Origin of the sequence: Paraburkholderia sp. (assembly GCF_049581445.1) — a bacterium.
Taxonomy (GTDB): domain Bacteria; phylum Pseudomonadota; class Gammaproteobacteria; order Burkholderiales; family Burkholderiaceae; genus Paraburkholderia.
The window spans coordinates 11,863-32,125 of sequence record NZ_JBAURZ010000080.1 but is presented as its reverse complement, the minus strand read 5'-3'; the positions used below and the strand labels follow the sequence as shown (position 1 = coordinate 32,125).

Genomic DNA, 20,263 nt, shown 5'->3' with positions numbered 1-20,263 from the left:
TATGGCTCCAGGAGGGTTAATTGTTATCAGAGGTAACCCTTATCAAGGATTTGACTGCGTTGCCGTAATCGAGATGTTGGCTCGCACCGAAGCAGATGCGGTAGGCCCGAAAAAATGTGAACGATCAGGGATTTTCATGAAGGTGTCTACACGGCTGATGGTATTGGCGCTGACTGCGCTCATCGCACTTCTAGCGGTCGGCGCTTACAGTCTTTATAGCGTTAGACAGGCGATGCTCGACGATAAGCGCGCACAGATCACCAATCTGCTTCAGATGGCAGAACATCTGGCGACGTACTACCACGATCAGGAAGTGGCCGGAACGATGACGACCGAGCAGGCACAGTCGGCGACGAAACTGGCGTTGAGTCAGCTCAACTATTCAGACCAAAGTTATTTCTGGGTCCGCCTTCCCGACGGCACAACGCTCGTACACCGCAAGACATCCAGCATCGGTAAGATCAACGTCGGCAAGGCACCGGATGGAAGGCCCGACAGCGATTTGTATCGGGAAATGCTCGACCGCGAGCATATCCCCGTTATGACGACGCTCGCAAAGCATCCTGCAACCGGGGAAATGGTTGAAAAGATGAATGGCATCGTGGAATTCAAGCCCTGGAACTGGTGGATAGGGACCGGAATCTTTACTGATGATATCAACGCGACATTCTGGCGAACCGGCGGTTTTCTCATAGCCTTGATCACCATCGCGATCATCGGCATTGCAGCCTTGGCGTGGCAAATCATTCACAAAGTGACTGGCGCGCTTGGCGGCGAGCCCGCTGACGTTGCTCAGGCCATGCACAGGATGGCGAGCGGTGATCTGAGCGTGCCGATCGTTCTGGCGCGAGGAGACCACAACAGCTTGCTCGCGTCGCTAGCCCGGATGCGCAACGCCTTGCTCGAAATGGTGGTACGCATTGGAGCGAGCTCCGAAGCGGTGACGACCGGAACGACGCAGATTTCAGCCGGTAACACCGACCTGTCTGCGCGCACGGAACAACAGGCCGCATCGCTGCAACAAACTGCCGCCAGCATGGAAGAGCTGACTGCAACGGTTAAACAGAATTCAGAAAACGCCAGACAAGCGAGCGGATTGGCCGACAACGCAAACGGGGTTGCCCTTGAAGGCAGTCAGATTGTGGGGAAGGTGGTGCAGACGATGCAGGGTATTCAGGAGAGCTCGGGAAAGATCGCCGAGATCATCGGCATCATCGAGGGAATCGCGTTTCAGACCAACATTCTTGCTCTCAACGCGGCGGTAGAAGCGGCACGGGCCGGAGAGGAAGGCAGAGGCTTTGCTGTTGTGGCAAGCGAAGTGCGGGGGCTTGCGCAGCGATCTTCAAGTGCCGCCAAGGATATCCGGCTACTCATTGAGGCTTCCGGTTCCCGGGTTGAGGAGGGCGCTGATCTCGTCTCGCGTGCGGGGCAAACAATGGAAAAGGTTGGTGTCGCCATCCAGCGCGTGACCGACATCATGGGCGAGATTGCATCAGCGTCGAACGAACAGAGTCGCGGTATTGAGCAAATCAATCAGGCAATCTCGCAGATGGACACGGTAACCCAGCAGAACGCGGCGCTGGTGGAAGAAGCCGCGGCTGCTGCTGGGTCGCTCGAAGATCAGGCCCAACAGTTGCGCGCGGCAGTGGCGGTTTTCCATATCGCTTGAATTGAGCGCGCGGCAAGCTCGTCTAGTTCACGCGCTGGATTCCCGGCGGAACCCAGTCGCCTTCCAGCACTTCGGCTCTGGGCGAGTACAGCCGCAATGTCGGCCCCAACTGTCCCGATGCTGGCGACGGCAACCAGTTCGATTCCTTTTCAGCCCCGGGCGAATCGTGCTGGATATAAAGGTCGAGCGAGCCGTCGGCGTTGAACGTAAGCTTGTCGTGACTGCCGATCGCGAAACGATGGAGCGAATTCGGCACCTGAAAACCTTGGTTGTCGTACATCGTCAGAGACCAGAATGCGTTCGCGGGCGGTAGTTGACCCTTGGCGAAATGGAGTACATAACGGTTCGCGCCATCGAGCAGCTTACCGTCGCCGTCGCGAAACGCAGTAGGGTACACCGCATCCGCTGGCAGATTCGCGCCGAGTCCGCCCAACGCAATCACGGCGCGATGGCGATATGACGTTCCGTATGTGCCGGTGTCATCCACCAGGATCGACCAGCCATTGACGTGCTGACCGATTTTCTTGATCGCCTTGACCAGGTCGTCTCGAGCGGCGTTCGCACCGGCATTGATTGCGTCGCGCGTCGCGCTATCCAGTCTGGTCGCATCCCACGTTTTGCCCGGTTCCAGGCCGAGCGCGCGAGCGCGCAACAGGATCGGGTAATCATTTGCATGGGCAGGGTAGCGCTGCATCAGTGCCGAGAGGCGAGTGAGCATATCCACACCGGTCAGCCGGTTTGCCTGAACGAGCGGCGGCGTCTTATTGTCAATTTCCGGATCGACGGACGATGCGGCAGCCGCGTTGCCATGTTTGCCCCACAGGTTGAGCGGCGTGAGCTTGAGGCCATCCTGGATCAGATGCACATTCTGATAGTCGTCCGGTCCATTGGTTTGCGTGCGTCCCATCAGCCAGATCATGGATGTCGGTGCGTCGATCCGTTGTACCCCGTCAGGGAGCGTGCCATGCCAATGAGGCGGTACGTATGCATATTCGCCAGCCTGCGTGCCAGTTGTCCGTGAGCCGACCGAGGCGAAGACATCGCTCCACATATCCAGTGACGGCACCAGATAGTAACGGCCATGCGTGTCTGGCACCGTCAAAATGACGGGGCCATGACTCAAGTCGACCCATGCAAGCGAGTACAGCGTATCAAAGTTGAATCGCACCACATCTTTTGCATCGGCGTTCGGATACGTACGGAAGTGGGCGAACTGATTGACGGGGGCGCGCATGGGTACCGATGTTGCGTCAGGCACATTCGTAGCCTGGCGCATCGTGATGTCCATCAGCACGATAGGATAAGCGTAGAAATACAGATCTCGAGCGAGCACCTGGATCTCAGCTGGGGACAACGTGATGTTGTGTTGCTGTGCGATTACCGCTGGCGTCGATGCGCTCGCCGCTCCCGCTCCCGCCATCGAGGTCGCGAGGGCGCCGGCAATCAGAACATTGAGGAGTGCAGGGCGTCGAGTCAGGTTAAGGATTTTCATATGTGTTTAGCAATGAAGATATGAGCGTTAGTCACGATCGGCGTGGGCAACATAACTGCGTGCGCCACGCAGCCGGACTATGCCTGTGGGAGATGCGCGGGCAAGCGGGAGCCCCGCTGTCGCTATTCGCGCGTGATGGGTGGCGGTTGCCAGTCGCCGTTTAACGCCGACAGTTGCGGCGAGTAGAGCCTGAGCATCAGCGAGAAGGGAGCTTGCGCGACGGGCAGCCAGTTGGACTCTTTTGCTGTGCCGGGTGAGTTGGCCTGGACGTAGATGTCAAGTGAGCCATCGTCGTTGAATTTCAGCTTATCCCGGTCACCCAGGGTTTGCCGCTTCAACTCGTTAGGGATGAAATAGCCGTGGCTGTCATATGCGGTGATAGACCAGAAAGCATCGACAGGGGGTATCTGGGACTTGTCGATGTGCCAAACGTATTGATGCGATCCGTCGAGCGGATGTCCGTCGCTATCCGTTGCTGTTGATGGATATAACGCATCCTCGGCGAGGTTTTCTCCTAGGCAGCATGACGCGATCGCGGCGCGATAGAGATAGTTCACGCCATAGGCGCCGCTTTCAGTCGTGTAGGTCCAGCCTTTGCGCCCGATGCCGGATTCCTTTTGCTGCTGCAATGCGACCAGCGCTTTACCCTGTGCCAAACCTGTCTCGAAGGCGACGCGAATTTGCGGTGGGGCGCTGTTGACATCGAACGGCGTGCCGACGTGGATGCCCAGTCGTTCCATGCGCTGAACGATCGGATAATCAAACGGACCCGGTGGGTTGTCTTTCAGCAAAGTGGTGAAGCGCTTGAAGAAGGTCTGTGCGTCCATTCTCTCAACCACGACCGGTGGCAAGGTTTTCATATCCGCGTCAGGATCGACTGTCCATCTCTGCGGCGGCGCACCGGTTTTCCCCCACGCATCGAGCGGCGTTATCTTGTACTCGCTTTGAAGCTGGTGGACATACGCATAGTCAGCCGGTCCGTTTGTTTGGGTGCGTCCGAGAACGCCAACGTAGCGCGTTGGCGCATGAATGAGTTCGAGTCCCGGCGGCACCTGTCCGTGCCAGTTGGGTCCGACCACCAGGAAGTTGGCCGCCCGGTTGCGGCCGGTTGTTCTTGTGCCGGGCACTGCGAATACGTCGCTCCACAAACTCAGCAAGGGCAGCATGAAGTAGCGGTCACTGGCGGGGACGGACAAGACCACAGGTTCGGGGCCCAGATCGAGCCATCCTACGGAGTAGAGCGTGTCGGCGTTGGGCCGAACAAGCACCTTCATGTCGATCGGCGGAAAGGCTGGTGCATGCACGAACTGATTAGGCGGCGCGTCGGGGAATCTCGCCGCAGCCGCGAAGTTCGACGTGTGGACCCGGGTCACGTCCTGAAGCACTAGCGGATAAGCGTAAACGTAGGCATCGCGCGCGATACGTATGGCTTCCGCCTGCGAAACCGCTGCTGCCGTTACTGCATCGTCACTCACTGACGCCCCCCGGCTCGCGGGCACTGACACTGTCGTGCACGCCGACATCGCAATCGCAAGGCCAGGCACCATCGGGTGTTTCCAGATTTGCATGCATATCTCCAATGTTGTTATGAGCTCACCAGGTCTGCGAGCGCGTGAATTTGCGCAGGCATCCTCGTATCCGTCCCAGTTGCGTTCCCGCAATTTCAGTCTAAACTTGGACATAAAGCCAATGCATTGTTGGTATCAGGAGATTGCAACGTATGCATGAGATGAGTGTTCGACGTCTGAGCCACGCGGTTGCGCTCGCCGAGGAGGGCAGCTTTGCGCGGGCTGCGGAGCGGGTGCATCTAAGTCAGCCCGCTCTGAGCCGTAGCATTCAGGCGCTCGAGGAAGAACTTGGTCTGCGCCTGTTCGATCGGGCGACACGGGGTGTTGCAATCACGCAGGTTGGCAAAACGATTGTTGAACGCGCACGTCGTGTTCTGTTCGAGGCAAACAGTCTCGTCAGGGATGCGGAACTGCTCAAGACACATGAAGCGGGAGAGGTGAGAATTGGCCTTGGTCCTTACCCGGCCATGATCTTGTTGCCCGACATGCTGGTGGAGTTTTCGCAGCGTCACCCGCATGTCGAAATCAAGCTGGAGCTACATCACGCGAAAGCAATGATCGATATGCTCGTGGCAGAGCAAATGGATTTTCTCGTGATCGATCGGCGCGTGCTGCCTGATAACCCCGCACTCAATATGCGAGCCCTGCCGCGGCATGAGGGCGGATGGTTTGCCCGTCCGGGTCATCCCTTGCTTGGCGGCACACCCGCAACTGCGAGTTCGCTGCGTAAATATCCCCTCGTCTCCGTGCCGTTGCCCCCTTTTATGCAGGCCGCCATACATCGGATCCTTAAGATAAGGAGTCACGAGAAGGTTCCGTTTCAGCTCGAATGTAATGACGTCCGGATCCTGAAGTCATTTGTCGAACGAACGGACGCGCTGCTGTTTGCCACGCCCTCGGTGGTGCGAAAGGAACTCGCCGCGCAAACACTTGCGCCCGTGCCCGTGAAGGACCTTCCCCGCATGGCACTTGAGTGGGCGACCGTCACGCTCGCTGATCGTACGATGTCGCCGGCTGGAGAGATTGCCCTTGCGCTTGCCGCGCAGTTGATGAACGATGCCAAAAAAGTGACAGCCTGTCATACGGAGTAGTGGCATGGATGTGTACTATCAACTGCTCAACCAAACGACGGCCCAATCATGAACACACCTCTTTCTCCCAACGACAACCCGAAAGACGATGACCGTCACTTACGGTTTCATTTACCACACGCCCACCTTTCATCTGTATTCGGTGACGACTGGTTCGCTCTGAAGGCGGAGAGTTTCGCCCGCTTCTTCGGGACGCCGACGTTTCTGGTTGCCCAAACAATCATAGTCGCCGTCTGGATTGGAATGAACGTCGCTGGGCTAACCAAGTTTGACGTCTATCCTTTCATCCTTCTAAACCTGGCATTCAGTCTGCAGGCGGCCTATGCAGCCCCTTTGATTCTGCTTGCGCAAACGCGACAGGCAGACCGCGACAAGACTAGCTCCGATGCAGATGCGCGTCATCGCGAAGACATCGCCAAGGCAAACGAAGAGCGGCAGGTCCTGACGGTGAAGCAGACTGAGCAACTGGTTATTCTGCTCGCGCAAAATACCAGGTTGACCGAAATCACCAAGGAGATGAGCGAGCGTATCGAAGCGCTGACGCGCGAACTGCATGACAAGTTGGCGCGGATGGATTCCAAGTCGTAGTGCGTTAATGTTTAGCGGGCCCGGCCCCGTTGCGGCAAACGAGCGGCGCGAAGCTCCGACTGATCGAGGAAGAAGTTCCTGTTATCGGTCATGCGTTCGATCATGAAATCGATGAAGGTTTTCACGCGCAACGGCTGCTCGGTTCGATGTCCGTAGTAAATATAGATCGTGCCGTACTCGGTGACGTGTTGCGTCAGCAAGGGAACGAGTCGGCCGCTTCTAATGTGGGCCGTAGCGTTGAAGCTGGCCAACTGCCCAATGCCGAGTCCCGATAGCACGGCCTGCGTTTCCAGCTCCGTATCGTTCACGCAGATGGCCGCGGGGACATCGCGATAGACGACCTCATCGCCGACTCCGAACTGCCACTGCGCCAGCTTGTTTGTGTTGGCGCGTCGGTATCCAGTGCAGCGATGTTGCGCCAGTTCTTCGATGGTTCGCGGCGCGCCGTTGCGCTCGATGTATTCCCGCGAAGCGCAGACAATCAGCTGGATCGGCATGAGCCGACGAGCAATCGAACCACCCGACGGCGGCGGCCCAGCGCGGAATCCCACGTCGGAACGTGCAGTCACGAGATCGGTGAAGTGGTCGTTGAACTGCACGTCGAGTTGCACATTCGGGTGAAGCTGCTGGAATGCCTCGAAGTATGGCCACAGAACCGGAAGTCCCAGTGATCGGGGTGCGCTCACGTGCAGCAGGCCACCAACTTCCTCTTTCGAGCGCCGGGTTTCGTCAAGAGCCGACGACAGAATCGAAAGTGCCGGCTGCACGCTGTCGAAAAGCCGCTGGCCTTCCTCGGTCAGGCTGAGCTTGCGCGTAGTCCGATGAAAGAGCCGCACGCCCAGTTCCTTCTCCAGTTGCATCACTGCATGGCTTGCAGCCTGCGGCGAGACGCCCTGGTCGACCGCTGCACGCCGCAGGCTGCCGAGCGTCGCGGCTCGAACGAAAGTGGTGATTGCACGAATTTCGTTCATGGCGCGCGCCCCGGATTCGCAAATAAAGATTGATTATGAGTCTAGCAATTGACGGCTAGTTTGTGTCAGTCGCAGCCCCTACGATGGCATCACTTCACCCCAAATGTAGGAGATACATCATGGTTGACACCCAACAGGGCGGTTTCAAACGCGTGTGGTTCATCACTGGCGCGTCGCGTGGGATCGGCGCATTGATCGCCGAAGCGGCGCTTGCGGACGGCAACGCGGTAGTGGCTGCAGGGCGCAACGTCAAAGCGATTGTCGAGCGTCTCGGTGAATCGCCGGCTCTGTTGCCTGTTGCGCTGGATGTAACCGACGAGGCACAGGCGAAGGCTGCCGTGCAGGCAGCGGTGGAAAAATTCGGGCGCGTCGACGTGCTGGTGAATAACGCTGGCTTTGGCCTGTTGGGTGCGGTAGAGGAATCTGCCGACAAGGATGTCCGGCGCATGTACGACACCAACGTATTCGGCTTGCTGAACGTAACGCGCGCCGTGCTGCCGACAATGCGCGCGAAGCGCTCGGGTCACGTGATCAACATTTCGTCGATTGGCGGCTATCGGGCCGGGGCGGGATTCGGTGTGTACTCGTCGACGAAGTTCGCGGTTGAAGGTATCACCGAATCGCTATACGCCGAGTTAAAGCCGCTCGGTATCCACGCGACGGTTGTCGAGCCCGGGTACTTCCGCACGGACTTTCTGGATGGATCATCGTTGATTGTGGCGCCAGAGGTGATCGACGACTACGACGAGACCTCGGGCGCGGTGCGTCGCAAAGCCACGCAGATGAATCACAACCAGCCCGGCGACCCGAAGAAGCTGGCGGCAGCGATGCTCAAGCTGGTCGACGCGCCGACCCCGCCACTGCGCCTTCCGCTCGGCACGGATACGCTCGCTGCAATCGCGGCGAAAAATGAGTACGTGACGCAGGAGACCGAAATATGGAAGGAACTGTCGGGCTCGACTGACTTTGCTGATTGAGGGGAGGGAATGGGTAGCCGAGTTACTGGAGTCGGTGGGTTACCGGCCCGGTGTCGATAACTACGCGCTCGATATCACCGACGCTCGCTCTCGCCTGCAGGCGAAATACAAAACAGACTGCACGCCTAATCAGACAACATCAGCGGCGCCGGTAAACAATAGCTGAACAGGCAGCGTACCCATGTGGGCGGTGGGCGCAATCGTGATTGCGCTCAACTCGTCACGCGTGCCATCCACGCGGTGATCTGATCTACTACATTGGATTCGATACCGTCGTAACCATGCGGCGATAGGGACGCGCAGGCGTTCGACGAATGTGTGAGGCCGCCTTGCACGAAAAGTACGGAGACCTGTGTGTTCCGCAGCGCCTGGGCGATCGCTTTGGCCATTGAAGGCGGCGCCACCTTGCAGCGATCGTTCTGGTTGGCGACCACGAGCGCGGGCACATGGACCTGTTCAGGGTGGGCATCAAAGACGGTCTCGTGCGAGCCGCCGGGCAACGAGACGGATTCCGTCAGGATTACCCCCGCGATCTGGGTACGGCTCGCATGCGATGCTGCGTTCATCGCCGCTATCGATCCCTGACTCGTGCCGAGTATCCAGACGGGTGCCGGCGATTGTTGCTGGGCGAACGCGGCGATCTGTCGGGTAACTGCAGCGTAGGCGGCACTGCTGCGCTTGCCGCGCATGGATTGATCGCCGATTGCATCGACGAGTACCACGCCGTAGCCTTTGGCGATCCACAAGGCACGCGAGCGGACCACGAAATTATCGGAGTGTTCGATCTCGCCATTCGTCTGGATACCAAGGTCGTCGGCGCCTCCAGCAAACATCACGATGACACCACGCGCTTTTTGCGGCGGAGCGGCGTAGAGAACGCGCTGAAACGCGCCATTTTCCAGAGGTAAATCGCGCACCAGCACGCCGCTTTGCAGTGACACTCTGGCCGGTTCTTCGTCCGAAAGAGGGCGTTGATTTGCGTAGGCCGAAGACGCGTTCGCTGAGAGCGTCGTCAACGCGATCGCAACAAGACTAGAGCGCAAGCACGCCGCTTTAACTGGGAACAAACCGAGCCTCTGTGTAAAGGTATCTGTGGCGTCGCCGTGGCCGTCGAAATATCAGAACGAGTGGAGGTGACGAGCTAATAGCGGTGAGGATAAGGGACGCAGCACCAGATTGGAAATCACTCACCCTTAAAACGCGTCGCCGCCCCTTTCGCTGCAGCATAAAAAATCAGCCGCTAGAATAGCGTGAATCCCAACTCGCACAGCCGCCATGCACTCACACGAATCTTTCCCGCAGTTAGACATCATCCCGTCGACGGAACTCAGCGCCTATCTCCCGGTGCACGTCATCGCTCACTTGCCACCTAACGAAGTGATCGTGTTTGCAGTCGCAGACGACGCGTCGGATACGGCCGCATTCAGTGCGCGGTACGGCTTCGGTCTGGAAGACTGTGCGAACACCATCGTCATCAAGTACAAGAAGGACGGAGCCGAGCAATATGCCGCGATCGTCACGCTTGGCTCGCTGCGCCTCGATATCAACGGCGCGGTGAAAGCACATCTGGGTGCGCAGCGGCTTTCGTTCGCCAAGCGGGAAGTCGCAGTCGAACATAGCGGCATGGAGTTCGGCGGGATCACAGCGTTTGGTGTGCCGGAAGACTGGCGCGTTCTGGTGGATGCCGCTGTGATGGAGCGCACTCAGGTGGTGATGGGCGCGGGCGTGCGTGCTGCCAAACTGCTTTTGCCGCCCGCAGTGCTGCGCAGCTTGAAAAACTGCGAGGTTGCTGCGCTTACTCTGCCGGCAGAGTAAGTGGCCAGTCCTCAAGACGCATGCGCTCATGCGCTGATCGCGGCGACAATCTGTTTGCGTAACGCCGCGTCCGGATAGGCACCGATTCCCGCGTGTACGTTATCGATCATGTACTCGGGCCTGCCTGTGCCGGGGATGACACAGGTGACGGCGGGATGCGCCAGCACGAATTTCAGAAGCACCTGGGCCCACGACGTGCAGTCAATTTCCGGGGCCCATCCGGGCAATGGCCGGTCGTGCATGCGTCCGAGCAAACTTCCGCCGCCAAAGGGCTGATTGATAATCACGCCAATGCCGCGAAGTGCTGCCAGCGGCAAAATCCGTTCCTCAGCGGCGCGGTCATCTGCTGAATAATCGATCTGCACGAAATCGAGTTGTTCGTTGCGCATGATGGCCTCGACTTCATCGAAGGCGCCCGGCGTGTAGTGGGTAATGCCGAGATAGCGAATCCGGCCACTCGCTTTCCAGTCGCGCAGCGTCGCCAGTTGTGTGCGCCAGTCGAGCAGGTTGTGAATCTGCATGAGATCGATACGCGGCTGCTGCAAGCGCCGCATCGATTCTTCCATCTGCGCAATGCCTGCCTCGCGCCCTTCAGTCCACACCTTGGTGGCAACGAACGCTTTCTGATGAGCCGCGAGCCGGGTCAGCAGCGTGCCCGCTACGGCCTCGGATGAGCCGTACATCGGTGACGAATCAATTACGGAACCGCCTGCGGCGAACAGCACCTTCAAGACCTCGGCGAGGCGCGCCTGCGCAGCGGCGTCGTCGCCCACATCGAACGTGCGCCAGGTGCCGCAGCCTACGACAGGCAGCGGCTCGCCGGTGCTGGGAATAGGGCGCCTGTTCATCGCCGGGGATGCGCTCGGTGAGCGCAAGGGTATCTGCGCATCAGAGGACTGTGCTCCGGCCATGCGACTGAGCGGCCACGCTAGCGAGGCACCGAGTGCGCCACGCAACCAGGTGCGTCGGCTGAGATCATTCACGGTCGATCGGGATGCATTCACGCAGTCCTCCTCTTGATCCGGTGCGCTTTGGCGAGTGCATGCCAGGATGGTCATGCACGTTCCATGCTCGCACGAAATCACGCTTCATTCCTGCTGCACATTGCAGTGCAGCACTAACGGTTTTCAAATCCAACAGTAAGGGTATGCCCCGAAAATATACATCAGACGTCTGATGTATATTGATTTTCGTGCAGACTTCAGCCGCGAACCATGCGCCTTAGCGTCGATCGGTCCATGAGCGAAAAGATTCAGGAATCTCTATTGTCGATGATTCGTGAGCAGGCGCTCAAGCCAGGCGATCAGATCCCCACTGAGCCGGAGCTTTGCGAGTTGTTAGGCGTCGGGCGCTCCAGCTTGCGGGAAGCGGTGGCGCAGATGATTTCGCATGGCCTGTTGACGCGCGTTCAGGGCAGGGGCACCTTCGTCAGACAAATTGCGCTGAAGCTGCAGGGTGGTCTGGATGATCTGATGTCTGTGACGGACATGATCAAGAGCGTGGGCGCGGTGCCGTCGACGAGCCGTATGCAGGTCAAGCCTGTCTCCGCCTCGGAGAGCCTCGCAAACAAGCTGGGTCTGCAGGTGGGCGACCCATGCATGTGGATCGAACGGGTCCGACGTGCTGACGATGCCATTGCGGCCTATTGCATCGACATCGTACCTAAGGCGATCTTCGATGCCACGGAGATCGAGCTTGGCGAGTCGCTGTTTGCGTTCTTTGCGCGCGCCGGGCTGCGCCTGTCGCATACGCATAGTTCGATTCAGCCGACCATCCTGACCTCACGCGACCTGCCTGAACTGCAGGACGGCTTCGGCCTCTTCCTGCTGATCGACGAAGTGGATTTCGATCACACAGGCCGGCCGATCTGTTACAGCAACGACTACTACAACACCAGCATTTTCAAGTTCGACCTGGTACGCAAGCGCAGATAAGCGGTCTTCTATACGTAGAGGAGCACCATGGAATTTGAGGCGTTGACTTCTTCCGAGCTGGCGGCGTACCTGCATCGCATTCCCGCGGTGAACGCCCTGCTCGGCGACGACAGCGAGCTGGAAGTCGTCGAAGTCGGTGACGGTAATCTGAATTACGTGTATTTCGTCAGCAACGTGCAGGTGCCGCAACAAAGCGTGGTCGTCAAGCAGGCGCCCCCGTTCCTGCGTCTCGTGGGTGAAGCCTGGCCGCTGACGCGGCAGCGCATGGAGCACGAAGTCGCAGCATTACGCCGCTTCGGTGCGCTGTGTCCGCAGCATGTGCCGCAGGTGTACCACGCGGACAGCGAGCTGTTTCTGGTGGTGATGCAGCGGCTCGCCTCGCATCGCATCCTGCGCCGTGGCCTGATAGACGGCATCGTCTACCCGAAACTCGCGGGGCATATGGCCACTTACCTCGCGCGCACGTTGTTCTATGGCTCGGATCTGTTCCTCGACGCCGAAGCAAAGAAAGAAGCCGCTCGCGCCGGCATCAATAGCGAACTCTGCAAGATCACCGAAGAGCTCGTGTTCACTTTTCCGTTCGAGGGTCACCCTTCTAACGTCTATAGCGAAGCGCTGCCGAAAGCAGCCATTGAACGGCTTCGACATCACGTGCCTTTGCGTGTCGCGGTAGCGCAGATGAAGTGGGCATTCATGAATCACGCAGAAACGCTACTGCATGGCGATCTGCACACCGGTTCGATCATGGTCAACCAGGACGAGAGCTACGTGATCGACCCGGAATTCGCTTTCTATGGACCGATGGGTTTCGACGTCGGCGCGCTGCTGGCCAATTTTCTGCTCGCCTTCTTTTCGCGCGAATGGCATGGCCGGGTAGACGGCGCGGACCCACGGCCTTACCAAAGCTGGCTCCTCAAGCAGGTGGTCGAGGTCTGGAACGGCTTTGCCGCTCAATTCCTCGGACTGTGGCGCGAACACGAAAACACGGGCGGCGCGAACAGCTGGCACTTTATCGGCGACGACCCAAGCCATGAGTGTGCCGAAGCGTTTCGGGCTGCATTTATACGCAGACTCTTCGCGGACACGCTGGGCTTCACCGGCTGCAAGATGATTCGCCGCATCGTCGGTATGGCGAAAGTAGCAGACATCACGTCGATTCCAGACGCAGCGGCGCGGGCGGCAATTGAAGTGCGTTGCCTGCAATTCGCCGAGACTTTACTGGTGCAGCGCGAGGCGCTGATGGGGATTGAAGAAGTGGTTGAACTGGCTACGGCGACCCAACTTTCACGTGAGGTCGACGCATGAACCACGGCGTGCAGCACGCAGCGAAACAGACCCTACACATATCGGAGAACGCATGGTCTCGTCGTCCCCTTTGCTGACGCTTCCGGCCACGATCGCCTGGAAAGAGGACGCGCTCTACCTGCTGGATCAGACGCGGCTGCCGCACGAGAGCGTGGTCGAGCGGGTGAGGACGGTCGAAGAAGTGTGGCGCGGGATTCATGAATTGCGCGTACGTGGCGCACCGGCTATTGGCGTGGCAGGGGCGTATGGCCTCTGTGTGGCGATGCAGCCCGCGCGTGACGGCTCGCGTGAAGCGTTTTACGCAGCACTCGAGCAGCACGCCGCCTATCTGGATACAGCGCGGCCCACGGCAGTGAACCTGAGCTGGGCTCTGAGGCGTATGACGCAAGCCGCACAGCGCTCCGACGCGGTAGACGCCGAGGCGCTATATCAGGTTATGGTCGCGGAGGCGTCGAAGATTCATCAGGAAGACCAGGCGATTTGTAAAGGAATCGGCGTACATGGCCTGCCGCTGATCACACCCGGTTCTGGCGTGCTCACCCATTGCAACGCAGGGGCGTTGGCGACCACTGGCCTTGGCACGGCCACCGCGCCGCTGTATCTGGCGCATCAAAACGGCGTAGCGTTTCGCGTATTCGCGGACGAGACCCGGCCGCTCTTGCAAGGCGCACGTCTGACCGCGTTTGAATTGCAGCAAGCCGGACTCGATGTCACGCTCATCACGGATGGCATGGCCGCCTCGATGATGGCGCAGGGGCTCGTGGACGTCGTGATCGTCGGCACTGACCGGGTCGCGGCGAACGGCGACTTCGCCAACAAGATCGGCACGTTGGGCGTCGCGGTTGCGGCGCGCTATTTCAACCTGCCGTTTTATGTCGCATGTCCCTCGTCGACGCTGGATCTGCAGACCGCGCGCGGCGCGGACATCGTGATCGAAGAGCGGAGCGATGGCGAGGTCACGCACCTAGGCGGCCGGAGTATCGCGCCACCGGATATCAAGGTACGCAACCCAGCCTTCGATGTAACGCCCAACGAACTGGTGACGGGTTTCATTACGGAGCGCGGCATCGTGCGCGCACCGTTCGGCAAAAACCTGGCCGCGCTGTTTGTTTCCGACGGAGGTGCACTGTGAACACTGCGTCAAACACAGAGGCCGCGTTGCGCAGCGAGGTCATTGAAACGGCCCGCGCGATGGAGCGCCTCGGCATCAACCAGGGAACCTCTGGGAATGTCAGTGTGCGCTGGCGGGATGGTTTGCTGATCACGCCAAGCGGTGTGACCTACGGCGATCTGAAGCCGGGCAATATCGTCTGGTTGCCGCTTGACGTCGAAGATGATGCGGCAGTGTTTCGCACCCAGCGGCCGTCGTCGGAATGGCGCTTTCATCGCGACATCCTGTTCAACCGCCGCGACGTGAACGCAGTGGTCCATACCCATTCGAACGCGGCCACGGCATTAGCGATTCACGGTCGCGAGATCCCCGCGCATCACTACATGGTCGCGGTGGGCGGTGGCAATTCGATTCGCTGCGCAATGTATGCCACCTTCGGCAGCCAGGCCCTATCCGATAACGCCATCGTCGCATTGCGGGATCGCACCGCATGCCTGCTCGCGCACCACGGTGTAATCGCGCTCGGCCGCAACCTTGAGCGCGCGTTGTGGCTCGCCAATGAAGTCGAGGTGCTCGCGCAGCAATATCTGCTGGCGTCGCAACTGGGCCCGCCGCCGACGCTGTCGGATGCGCAGATGAGCGAGGTGATCGAACGGTTCAAGGGATACGGGTTGCGTCAGACGGAAGAGTAACGAAGAGCAAGGCAGCGAAGCGTAGTCGGTTTTGAATTCGATCGTTCGGCTGTGCAGGGCGCAAGCCGGATTCGAAGTGGCAAATCATCACACACTGCTTTCACCACTTATAAAGCGGAGACGGTTATGGCCTGGAATTCAGCAAGATTCGATGTATGGGCGAAGCTTGGCACACCGGCGGCGACCTTGCTGCTGTGCACGGCGGCTGCCTTGAGCGGCTGCTCGAAGAGCGACAACTCATCCAGCACGGCAGCGTCCGATGCCGGTGCCAGTGCGGCCGCGAGTCCCGCTGCGGCAGCGAGCGCGGCGCCGGCGACGGGCAAGGTGAAAGTGGGATTCTCGATCGCCACGCTCAACAACGCGTTCTTCGTCGGCCTCAAGGCAGGCGTGGAAAAAGGCGCGAAGGCTCAGGGCTTCGATCTGGTCCAGACCAACGCCAACGGTGACGCCCAGCAACAGGTGAACGATGCGATCAATCTGCTGAGCCAGGGCGTGACGGCGCTGGTGCTCAATCCGATCGATTCGAAAGCCATCATCCCTGCGGTTGAAAAAGCCAATTCGATGAACGTTCCCGTGTTCATGCTCGACCGGGGTTCGGACGGCGGCAAGGTGACATCGTTCGTTGCTTCGGACAACGTGGCACTCGGCAAAACAGCGGCTGACTGGATCTCCGATCAGCTCAAGGCCCGTTACGGGTCGCCCAAGGGCAATGTGGTCGACCTGATTGGTCTGGTCGGCACGACAGCGGCGACGGATCGCGAGAAGGGCTTTAGCGACGAGATCGCCAAGTTCCCGGACATCAAGGTGGTGGCGCGTCAGGAAGGCGCGTTCGATCAGGAGAAGTCGCTCAACGCAATGACCGATATTCTGCAGAAGTATCCGCAGATTGACGCAGTGTTCGGGGCGAACGACGACAACACGGTGGGCGCGGAAAAGGCCATCGACAACGCAGGCCGTTACAAGCCGCTTGGAGACAAGGCGCACATCATGGTGATCGGCGCGGACGGCACGGCGCAGGCGCTCTCGGCGATTCGGGCAGGCAAGCAGGACGCGACAATTTCGCAGAACCCGATCGAAATGGCGGCCAAGGCGCTGCAGTTCATCTCCGACTACAACAACAAGAAAGATGTTCCGGCGAACTACGCATGGCCGACCTTGTTGATCACGAAGGACAACATCGACTCGGATGCGACCAAGAAATACGGTCTCTGGTCGGAGCAGGTCAGTCAATAAGCAACACGGCGCGCGCTTTGTCTTTTGCACGGTGAGGGGAAGGCGAAGCGCGCGGCGGTATGACGGGACGCAATCATGAACAGTGAAATGAGTGCGCACAGCGACGGCGGGGCGGCCAGGATGGCTGCGCTGCAGGCTGGCGCCACGACGGCCACAGCGGGGCCGCCGTTGTTGCGAATGACCGGAATCGTCAAGCGCTTTCCGGGCGTGGTGGCGCTGCGCGGCGTAAGCCTTGAATTGCAGGCAGGGCAGGTGATGGCGATTGTCGGCGAGAACGGCGCGGGCAAGTCGTCGCTGATCAAAACGCTCTCGGGCGCGTATGAACCGGACGAGGGCACGATCGAGATCGAAGGTGAACCGCTCGCGCGCGGCACGCACGCGGCAATCGATGCCGGCGTGGCCGTGATCTACCAGGAGCTTTCGCTCATCAACGACATGACAGTCGCGGAGAACCTGTTCCTCGGCCGCATGCCGGCACGTCACGGCATGGTCCTGCTCGGCAAGGCCGATGGCCTGGCCCGCGAGGCGCTCGCGCAAGTCGGGCTTGATGGCATCTCGCCGCGTACTCGTCTGGGCGATTTGCCGCTCAACAAACGGCAACTCGTGGAAGTGGCCAAAGCTGTGGCCCGCGACGCGCGCATTCTGGTGATGGATGAACCCACCGCGGCGCTGCAAAGCGGTGACATCGCGAATCTGTATGCGGTCGTGCGGCGGCTGCGCGCGGCGGGCATGGGGATCATTTTTATCTCGCATCATCTCGAAGAGGTGTTCGAACTCGCAGACTCGGCAGTCGTGATGCGCGATGGCGCCACCGTCGGCGCGAGACCGATGTCCGAATGGACCGAGTCCGATCTGGTACAGGCGATGGTCGCGCGCACGCTTGACTCGTTCTATCCATGGGAGCCGCGCGAGTATGGCGAGGTGGTCCTTGAAGCACGCCATCTCGCCAGCCCGCCGGTGCTGCGTGATGCCAGCTTTAGCGTGCGGGCTGGTGAGATCGTCGGTGTCGCAGGCATTGCTGGCGCGGGACGCACGGAGTTGCTGAAGACGATCTTCGGCGCGTTGCCGTTGAGCAGCGGTGAACTGCTGATTCGCGGCAAGAAGGTGACGATCGGCTCGCCCACCGAAGGCGTGCGCAACGGCATCGTCTATACGGCGGAAGATCGCAAGCTGGAAGGTTTGGTGCTGGAGGCGAGCATCGAAGAAAACGTCGCGCTGTCGAGCTTGCGGGCGCTAGCGACAGCGGGCTTCGTCAGCCGCTCAAAAAAACGTGAGCTGGCATTGCAGGCGAGCAAGCGCTTCGGCGTTCGCGCGTCGTCGGTGGCGCAGATGACTGGCGACTTGTCCGGCGGCAACCAGCAGAAGGTGATTCTCGGTCGCGCTACAGCCACGCAGCCGAAAGTGATCATGCTGGACGAACCGACACGCGGCATCGACGTCGGTGCGAAAACCGAAATCTACGCGCACATGGTGGCGATGGCGAGGGCGGGCGCTGCCGTCATCATGGTCAGTTCGGAACTGCCTGAGTTGCTCGGCATGTCCGATCGCGTGCTCGTGATGTATCGAGGCAGCATCGTCACGGAAATTCCGCGCGATCAGGCGGACTCCGAAACGGTGATTCAATGGGCTACCACGGGAGTAGGAGCATGACCTCCACCGCAGCGAAACAATCGGATTCGGAGGCGCTGTCGCGCCGTGTGATCCGGCAATTGCGCAGCGGCATTGGACCGCTGCTGGCGGCGCTGATCGTCATTTGCGTCGTGTTGTCAGTCGCCTCGCCGGAGTTTCTCACCACGAGCACACTCACCAATGTGATGGTGCAGGTGTCGGTGGTGGGGATTGCGGCAGTGGGCGGCACGTTTGTGATCATCACTTCGGGGATCGATCTGTCGGTCGGATCGCTGGTGGCTTTGAGCGGTATGGTCGCGGCTACCGTAATGGCCGGGTCGAGCCCTGGTGCGTTTGCACTTGGCGTGGGCGGCCTTGTCGTGGCGCTTGTAGTGGGTGCGCTGGTGGGCGCGTTGAACGGCATGGCGGTGGCGTGGCTGCGGCTGGTGCCGTTCATCGTCACGCTCGCGATGATGGCAATGGGACGCGGCCTGACGCTCGCCATCTCCGATGGCCGCACCAAGTTCGATTTCCCCAACGCGTTCACCGCCTTCGGCGCGAAGACCTTTATCGGACTGCCCGCGCCGATGATCGTGATGCTGGTCGTGTTCCTGATCGGCCACGTCCTGTTGCGCAAAACGACTTTTGGCCATCAGGTGTTTGCCGTAGGCGGCAACAAGGAAGCGGCGCGTCTTGCCGGGATTCCGGTGAGCCGGGTGATTTTCTTGACCTACACGCTGGCTGGATTCACTGCGGCGATTGCAGGCATCGTGCTGGCAGGGCGGCTTAATTCGGCGTTGCCGTCGGCGGCTAACGGGCTTGAACTGCAGGTGATCGCCGGGATCGTGATCGGCGGGACGTCACTTGCCGGCGGTCGAGGTTCGATTATCGGCACCTTCATCGGCGTGGTGTTGATCGGCGTGATCAACGTGGGACTTTCGCTGCTGGGCGTGAATCCGTTCTGGACGCAGTTCATTCAGGGCGGTGTGATTTTCGCGGCTGTGCTGCTCGACGCCCTCAGTCAGCGGCACAAGCTTTAAGCGTGCGGGTAAGCGCTGCGGTGCGCGCAGACGCGTGCCCGAGCGTCTATATCCGTGCCTGATTTTGGCCAACGTGGCGCCTGGATTGTGACCCGGACGCCGACCGGAACCCCCTGCGACGAGTGAATCGGCGCAAACTTAGGAGAGCAGATCGTGAGGAAAATCATCAATCGTCCGGAAGATTTCGTCGATGAAGTGGTCGATGCGTTGCTGCTGGCTCATCCGCACTGGATCAAGGCCGTCACTGCCGATCGCCGTGCGCTGGTACGCGCCGATGCACCTAAACAAGGGCGCGTGGGTATCGTGACGGGCGGCGGATCAGGGCATATGCCGGGCTTTCTTGGCTATGTGGGCGAAGGGCTGTGCAGTGGCGTGGCAGTGGGTAACGTATTTTCGTCACCTTCGTCCGAGCAGATTTACGAAGCCACCAAGGCCGTGAATGGAGGTGCGGGCGTGCTGTACCTGTACGGCAATTACGGCGGCGATGTGTTCAATTTCGATCTGGCCGCCGACATGGCCGAGCTTGACGGCATCGAGACGAAGACGGTGTTGTTGAGCGACGACGTGGCGTCTGCGCCCGCCGAACGCAGTGCGGACCGGCGCGGTGTTGCCGCGATGGTGTTCGCATTCAAATGCGCAGGGGCGTCAGCCGAACGTGGCGATTCGCTCGCCGACGTGGCGCGCATTGCGGCCAAGGCGAACGCACAGTGCCGGACCATGGGCGTGGGCCTGTCGCCGACAATCCTTCCGGCAGCGGGCAAGCCGACCTTCACGTTGCCCGACGGTGAAATGGAAATTGGCATTGGTATTCACGGCGAGCCGGGCAACCATCGCGGCGCACTGGAGACGGCGGATGAGATTGCGGACCGGCTCACCGGCGCAATCCTGGCCGACCTCGCTGCACCTAAGGGCGCACGTGTCGCGGTGCTGATCAACGGTTTAGGCGCTACGCCGCTGGAAGAACTGTATTTGTTGTATCGGCGCGCGGCGGCGAAGATCGCGGGCGAAGGACTGACCATTGCGCGTTCCTATGTCGGCGAGTACGTGACGAGTCTGGAGATGGCAGGCGCATCGATCACCGTCATGCATCTCGACGACGAACTTGAAGCGCTGCTGCAAGCACCTGCCAGCTCGCCGTTCTTTCGCGAAGGCACGCAGCTCTGAAGGGA

At 59.9% G+C, this 20,263-nt stretch carries 18 protein-coding genes; 13 read left to right on the top strand and 5 right to left on the bottom strand.

Features of this window, described 5'->3' with window-relative positions; genetic code table 11:
• Window positions 1–136: 136 nt before the first annotated feature.
• On the top strand, window positions 137–1,669 hold the full coding sequence (locus WCA85_RS06630) for a methyl-accepting chemotaxis protein (protein ID WP_424062371.1): 1,533 nt from the start codon (window positions 137–139) through the stop codon (window positions 1,667–1,669).
• A 22-nt stretch (window positions 1,670–1,691) separates the two neighbouring features.
• On the opposite strand, the gene WCA85_RS06625 is transcribed toward WCA85_RS06630, so the two are convergent.
• Both WCA85_RS06625 and WCA85_RS06620 read right to left on the bottom strand, forming a co-directional pair.
• Window positions 1,692–3,161, bottom strand: a complete 1,470-nt coding sequence (locus WCA85_RS06625) for a DUF1254 domain-containing protein (RefSeq protein ID WP_424062370.1) — start codon at window positions 3,159–3,161, stop codon at window positions 1,692–1,694.
• Between the two features lie 122 nt (window positions 3,162–3,283).
• Window positions 3,284–4,636, bottom strand: a complete 1,353-nt coding sequence (locus tag WCA85_RS06620; protein ID WP_424062369.1) for a DUF1254 domain-containing protein — start codon at window positions 4,634–4,636, stop codon at window positions 3,284–3,286.
• A 245-nt stretch (window positions 4,637–4,881) separates the two neighbouring features.
• Here WCA85_RS06620 and WCA85_RS06615 point away from each other — a divergent pair, with 245 nt between their 5' ends.
• Both WCA85_RS06615 and WCA85_RS06610 read left to right on the top strand, forming a co-directional pair.
• Window positions 4,882–5,820: a LysR family transcriptional regulator gene (locus WCA85_RS06615; RefSeq protein WP_424062368.1), complete on the top strand. Its 939-nt coding sequence runs from the start codon at window positions 4,882–4,884 to the stop codon at window positions 5,818–5,820.
• A 48-nt stretch (window positions 5,821–5,868) separates the two neighbouring features.
• Complete coding sequence (locus tag WCA85_RS06610) at window positions 5,869–6,408, top strand: DUF1003 domain-containing protein (RefSeq protein WP_424062367.1); 540 nt, start codon at window positions 5,869–5,871, stop codon at window positions 6,406–6,408.
• A gap of 11 nt (window positions 6,409–6,419) precedes the next feature.
• Here WCA85_RS06610 and WCA85_RS06605 read toward each other — a convergent pair whose 3' ends face one another.
• A complete protein-coding gene (locus WCA85_RS06605) occupies window positions 6,420–7,379 on the bottom strand; it encodes a LysR family transcriptional regulator (protein ID WP_424062366.1) in 960 nt (319 codons plus the stop codon).
• 119 nt (window positions 7,380–7,498) lie between these two features.
• Between WCA85_RS06605 and WCA85_RS06600 the strand changes: the two genes are divergently transcribed.
• Entirely contained in the window at window positions 7,499–8,356 is an 858-nt protein-coding gene (locus WCA85_RS06600; RefSeq protein ID WP_424062365.1) for an oxidoreductase, read from the top strand.
• Window positions 8,357–8,568: 212 nt separating this feature from the next.
• On the opposite strand, the gene WCA85_RS06595 is transcribed toward WCA85_RS06600, so the two are convergent.
• The gene (locus WCA85_RS06595) at window positions 8,569–9,297 is read right to left on the bottom strand and encodes an alpha/beta hydrolase (protein WP_424062364.1); all 729 of its coding nucleotides are present in this window, start codon (window positions 9,295–9,297) and stop codon (window positions 8,569–8,571) included.
• A gap of 334 nt (window positions 9,298–9,631) precedes the next feature.
• Here WCA85_RS06595 and WCA85_RS06590 point away from each other — a divergent pair, with 334 nt between their 5' ends.
• Window positions 9,632–10,171 (top strand): YbaK/EbsC family protein, encoded by a 540-nt coding sequence (locus WCA85_RS06590; RefSeq protein WP_424062363.1) that lies wholly within the window; start codon window positions 9,632–9,634, stop codon window positions 10,169–10,171.
• Window positions 10,172–10,197: 26 nt separating this feature from the next.
• Here the strand turns inward: WCA85_RS06590 and WCA85_RS06585 are convergent, their stop codons facing one another.
• Entirely contained in the window at window positions 10,198–11,019 is an 822-nt protein-coding gene (locus tag WCA85_RS06585; RefSeq protein ID WP_424062362.1) for an aldo/keto reductase, read from the bottom strand.
• 390 nt (window positions 11,020–11,409) lie between these two features.
• Here WCA85_RS06585 and WCA85_RS06580 point away from each other — a divergent pair, with 390 nt between their 5' ends.
• The 8 genes from WCA85_RS06580 (at window position 11,410) to WCA85_RS06545 (ending at window position 20,258) form a co-directional block, all read left to right on the top strand.
• Window positions 11,410–12,105 (top strand): GntR family transcriptional regulator, encoded by a 696-nt coding sequence (locus WCA85_RS06580; protein ID WP_424062361.1) that lies wholly within the window; start codon window positions 11,410–11,412, stop codon window positions 12,103–12,105.
• 27 nt (window positions 12,106–12,132) lie between these two features.
• On the top strand, window positions 12,133–13,410 hold the full coding sequence (mtnK, locus tag WCA85_RS06575) for an S-methyl-5-thioribose kinase (RefSeq protein ID WP_424062360.1): 1,278 nt from the start codon (window positions 12,133–12,135) through the stop codon (window positions 13,408–13,410).
• A gap of 52 nt (window positions 13,411–13,462) precedes the next feature.
• Complete coding sequence (gene mtnA / locus WCA85_RS06570) at window positions 13,463–14,542, top strand: S-methyl-5-thioribose-1-phosphate isomerase (protein ID WP_424062359.1); 1,080 nt, start codon at window positions 13,463–13,465, stop codon at window positions 14,540–14,542.
• Window positions 14,539–15,213, top strand: a complete 675-nt coding sequence (locus WCA85_RS06565; RefSeq protein ID WP_424062358.1) for a class II aldolase/adducin family protein — start codon at window positions 14,539–14,541, stop codon at window positions 15,211–15,213. The genes mtnA and WCA85_RS06565 overlap by 4 nt, the downstream gene beginning before the upstream one ends.
• A 126-nt stretch (window positions 15,214–15,339) precedes the next feature.
• Window positions 15,340–16,446: a sugar ABC transporter substrate-binding protein gene (locus WCA85_RS06560; protein ID WP_424062357.1), complete on the top strand. Its 1,107-nt coding sequence runs from the start codon at window positions 15,340–15,342 to the stop codon at window positions 16,444–16,446.
• A gap of 120 nt (window positions 16,447–16,566) precedes the next feature.
• Window positions 16,567–18,096, top strand: coding sequence for a sugar ABC transporter ATP-binding protein (locus WCA85_RS06555; RefSeq protein ID WP_424062391.1), 1,530 nt, complete (start codon window positions 16,567–16,569; stop codon window positions 18,094–18,096).
• Complete coding sequence (locus WCA85_RS06550; protein ID WP_424062356.1) at window positions 18,093–19,094, top strand: ABC transporter permease; 1,002 nt, start codon at window positions 18,093–18,095, stop codon at window positions 19,092–19,094. Before WCA85_RS06555 ends, WCA85_RS06550 begins: the two co-directional genes overlap by 4 nt.
• Before the next feature lie 153 nt (window positions 19,095–19,247).
• Window positions 19,248–20,258 carry a dihydroxyacetone kinase subunit DhaK gene (locus WCA85_RS06545; RefSeq protein ID WP_424062355.1) on the top strand — a complete coding sequence of 337 codons (1,011 nt, stop codon included), beginning with the start codon at window positions 19,248–19,250 and terminating at the stop codon, window positions 20,256–20,258.
• The last annotated feature ends 5 nt before the right edge of the window (window positions 20,259–20,263 follow it).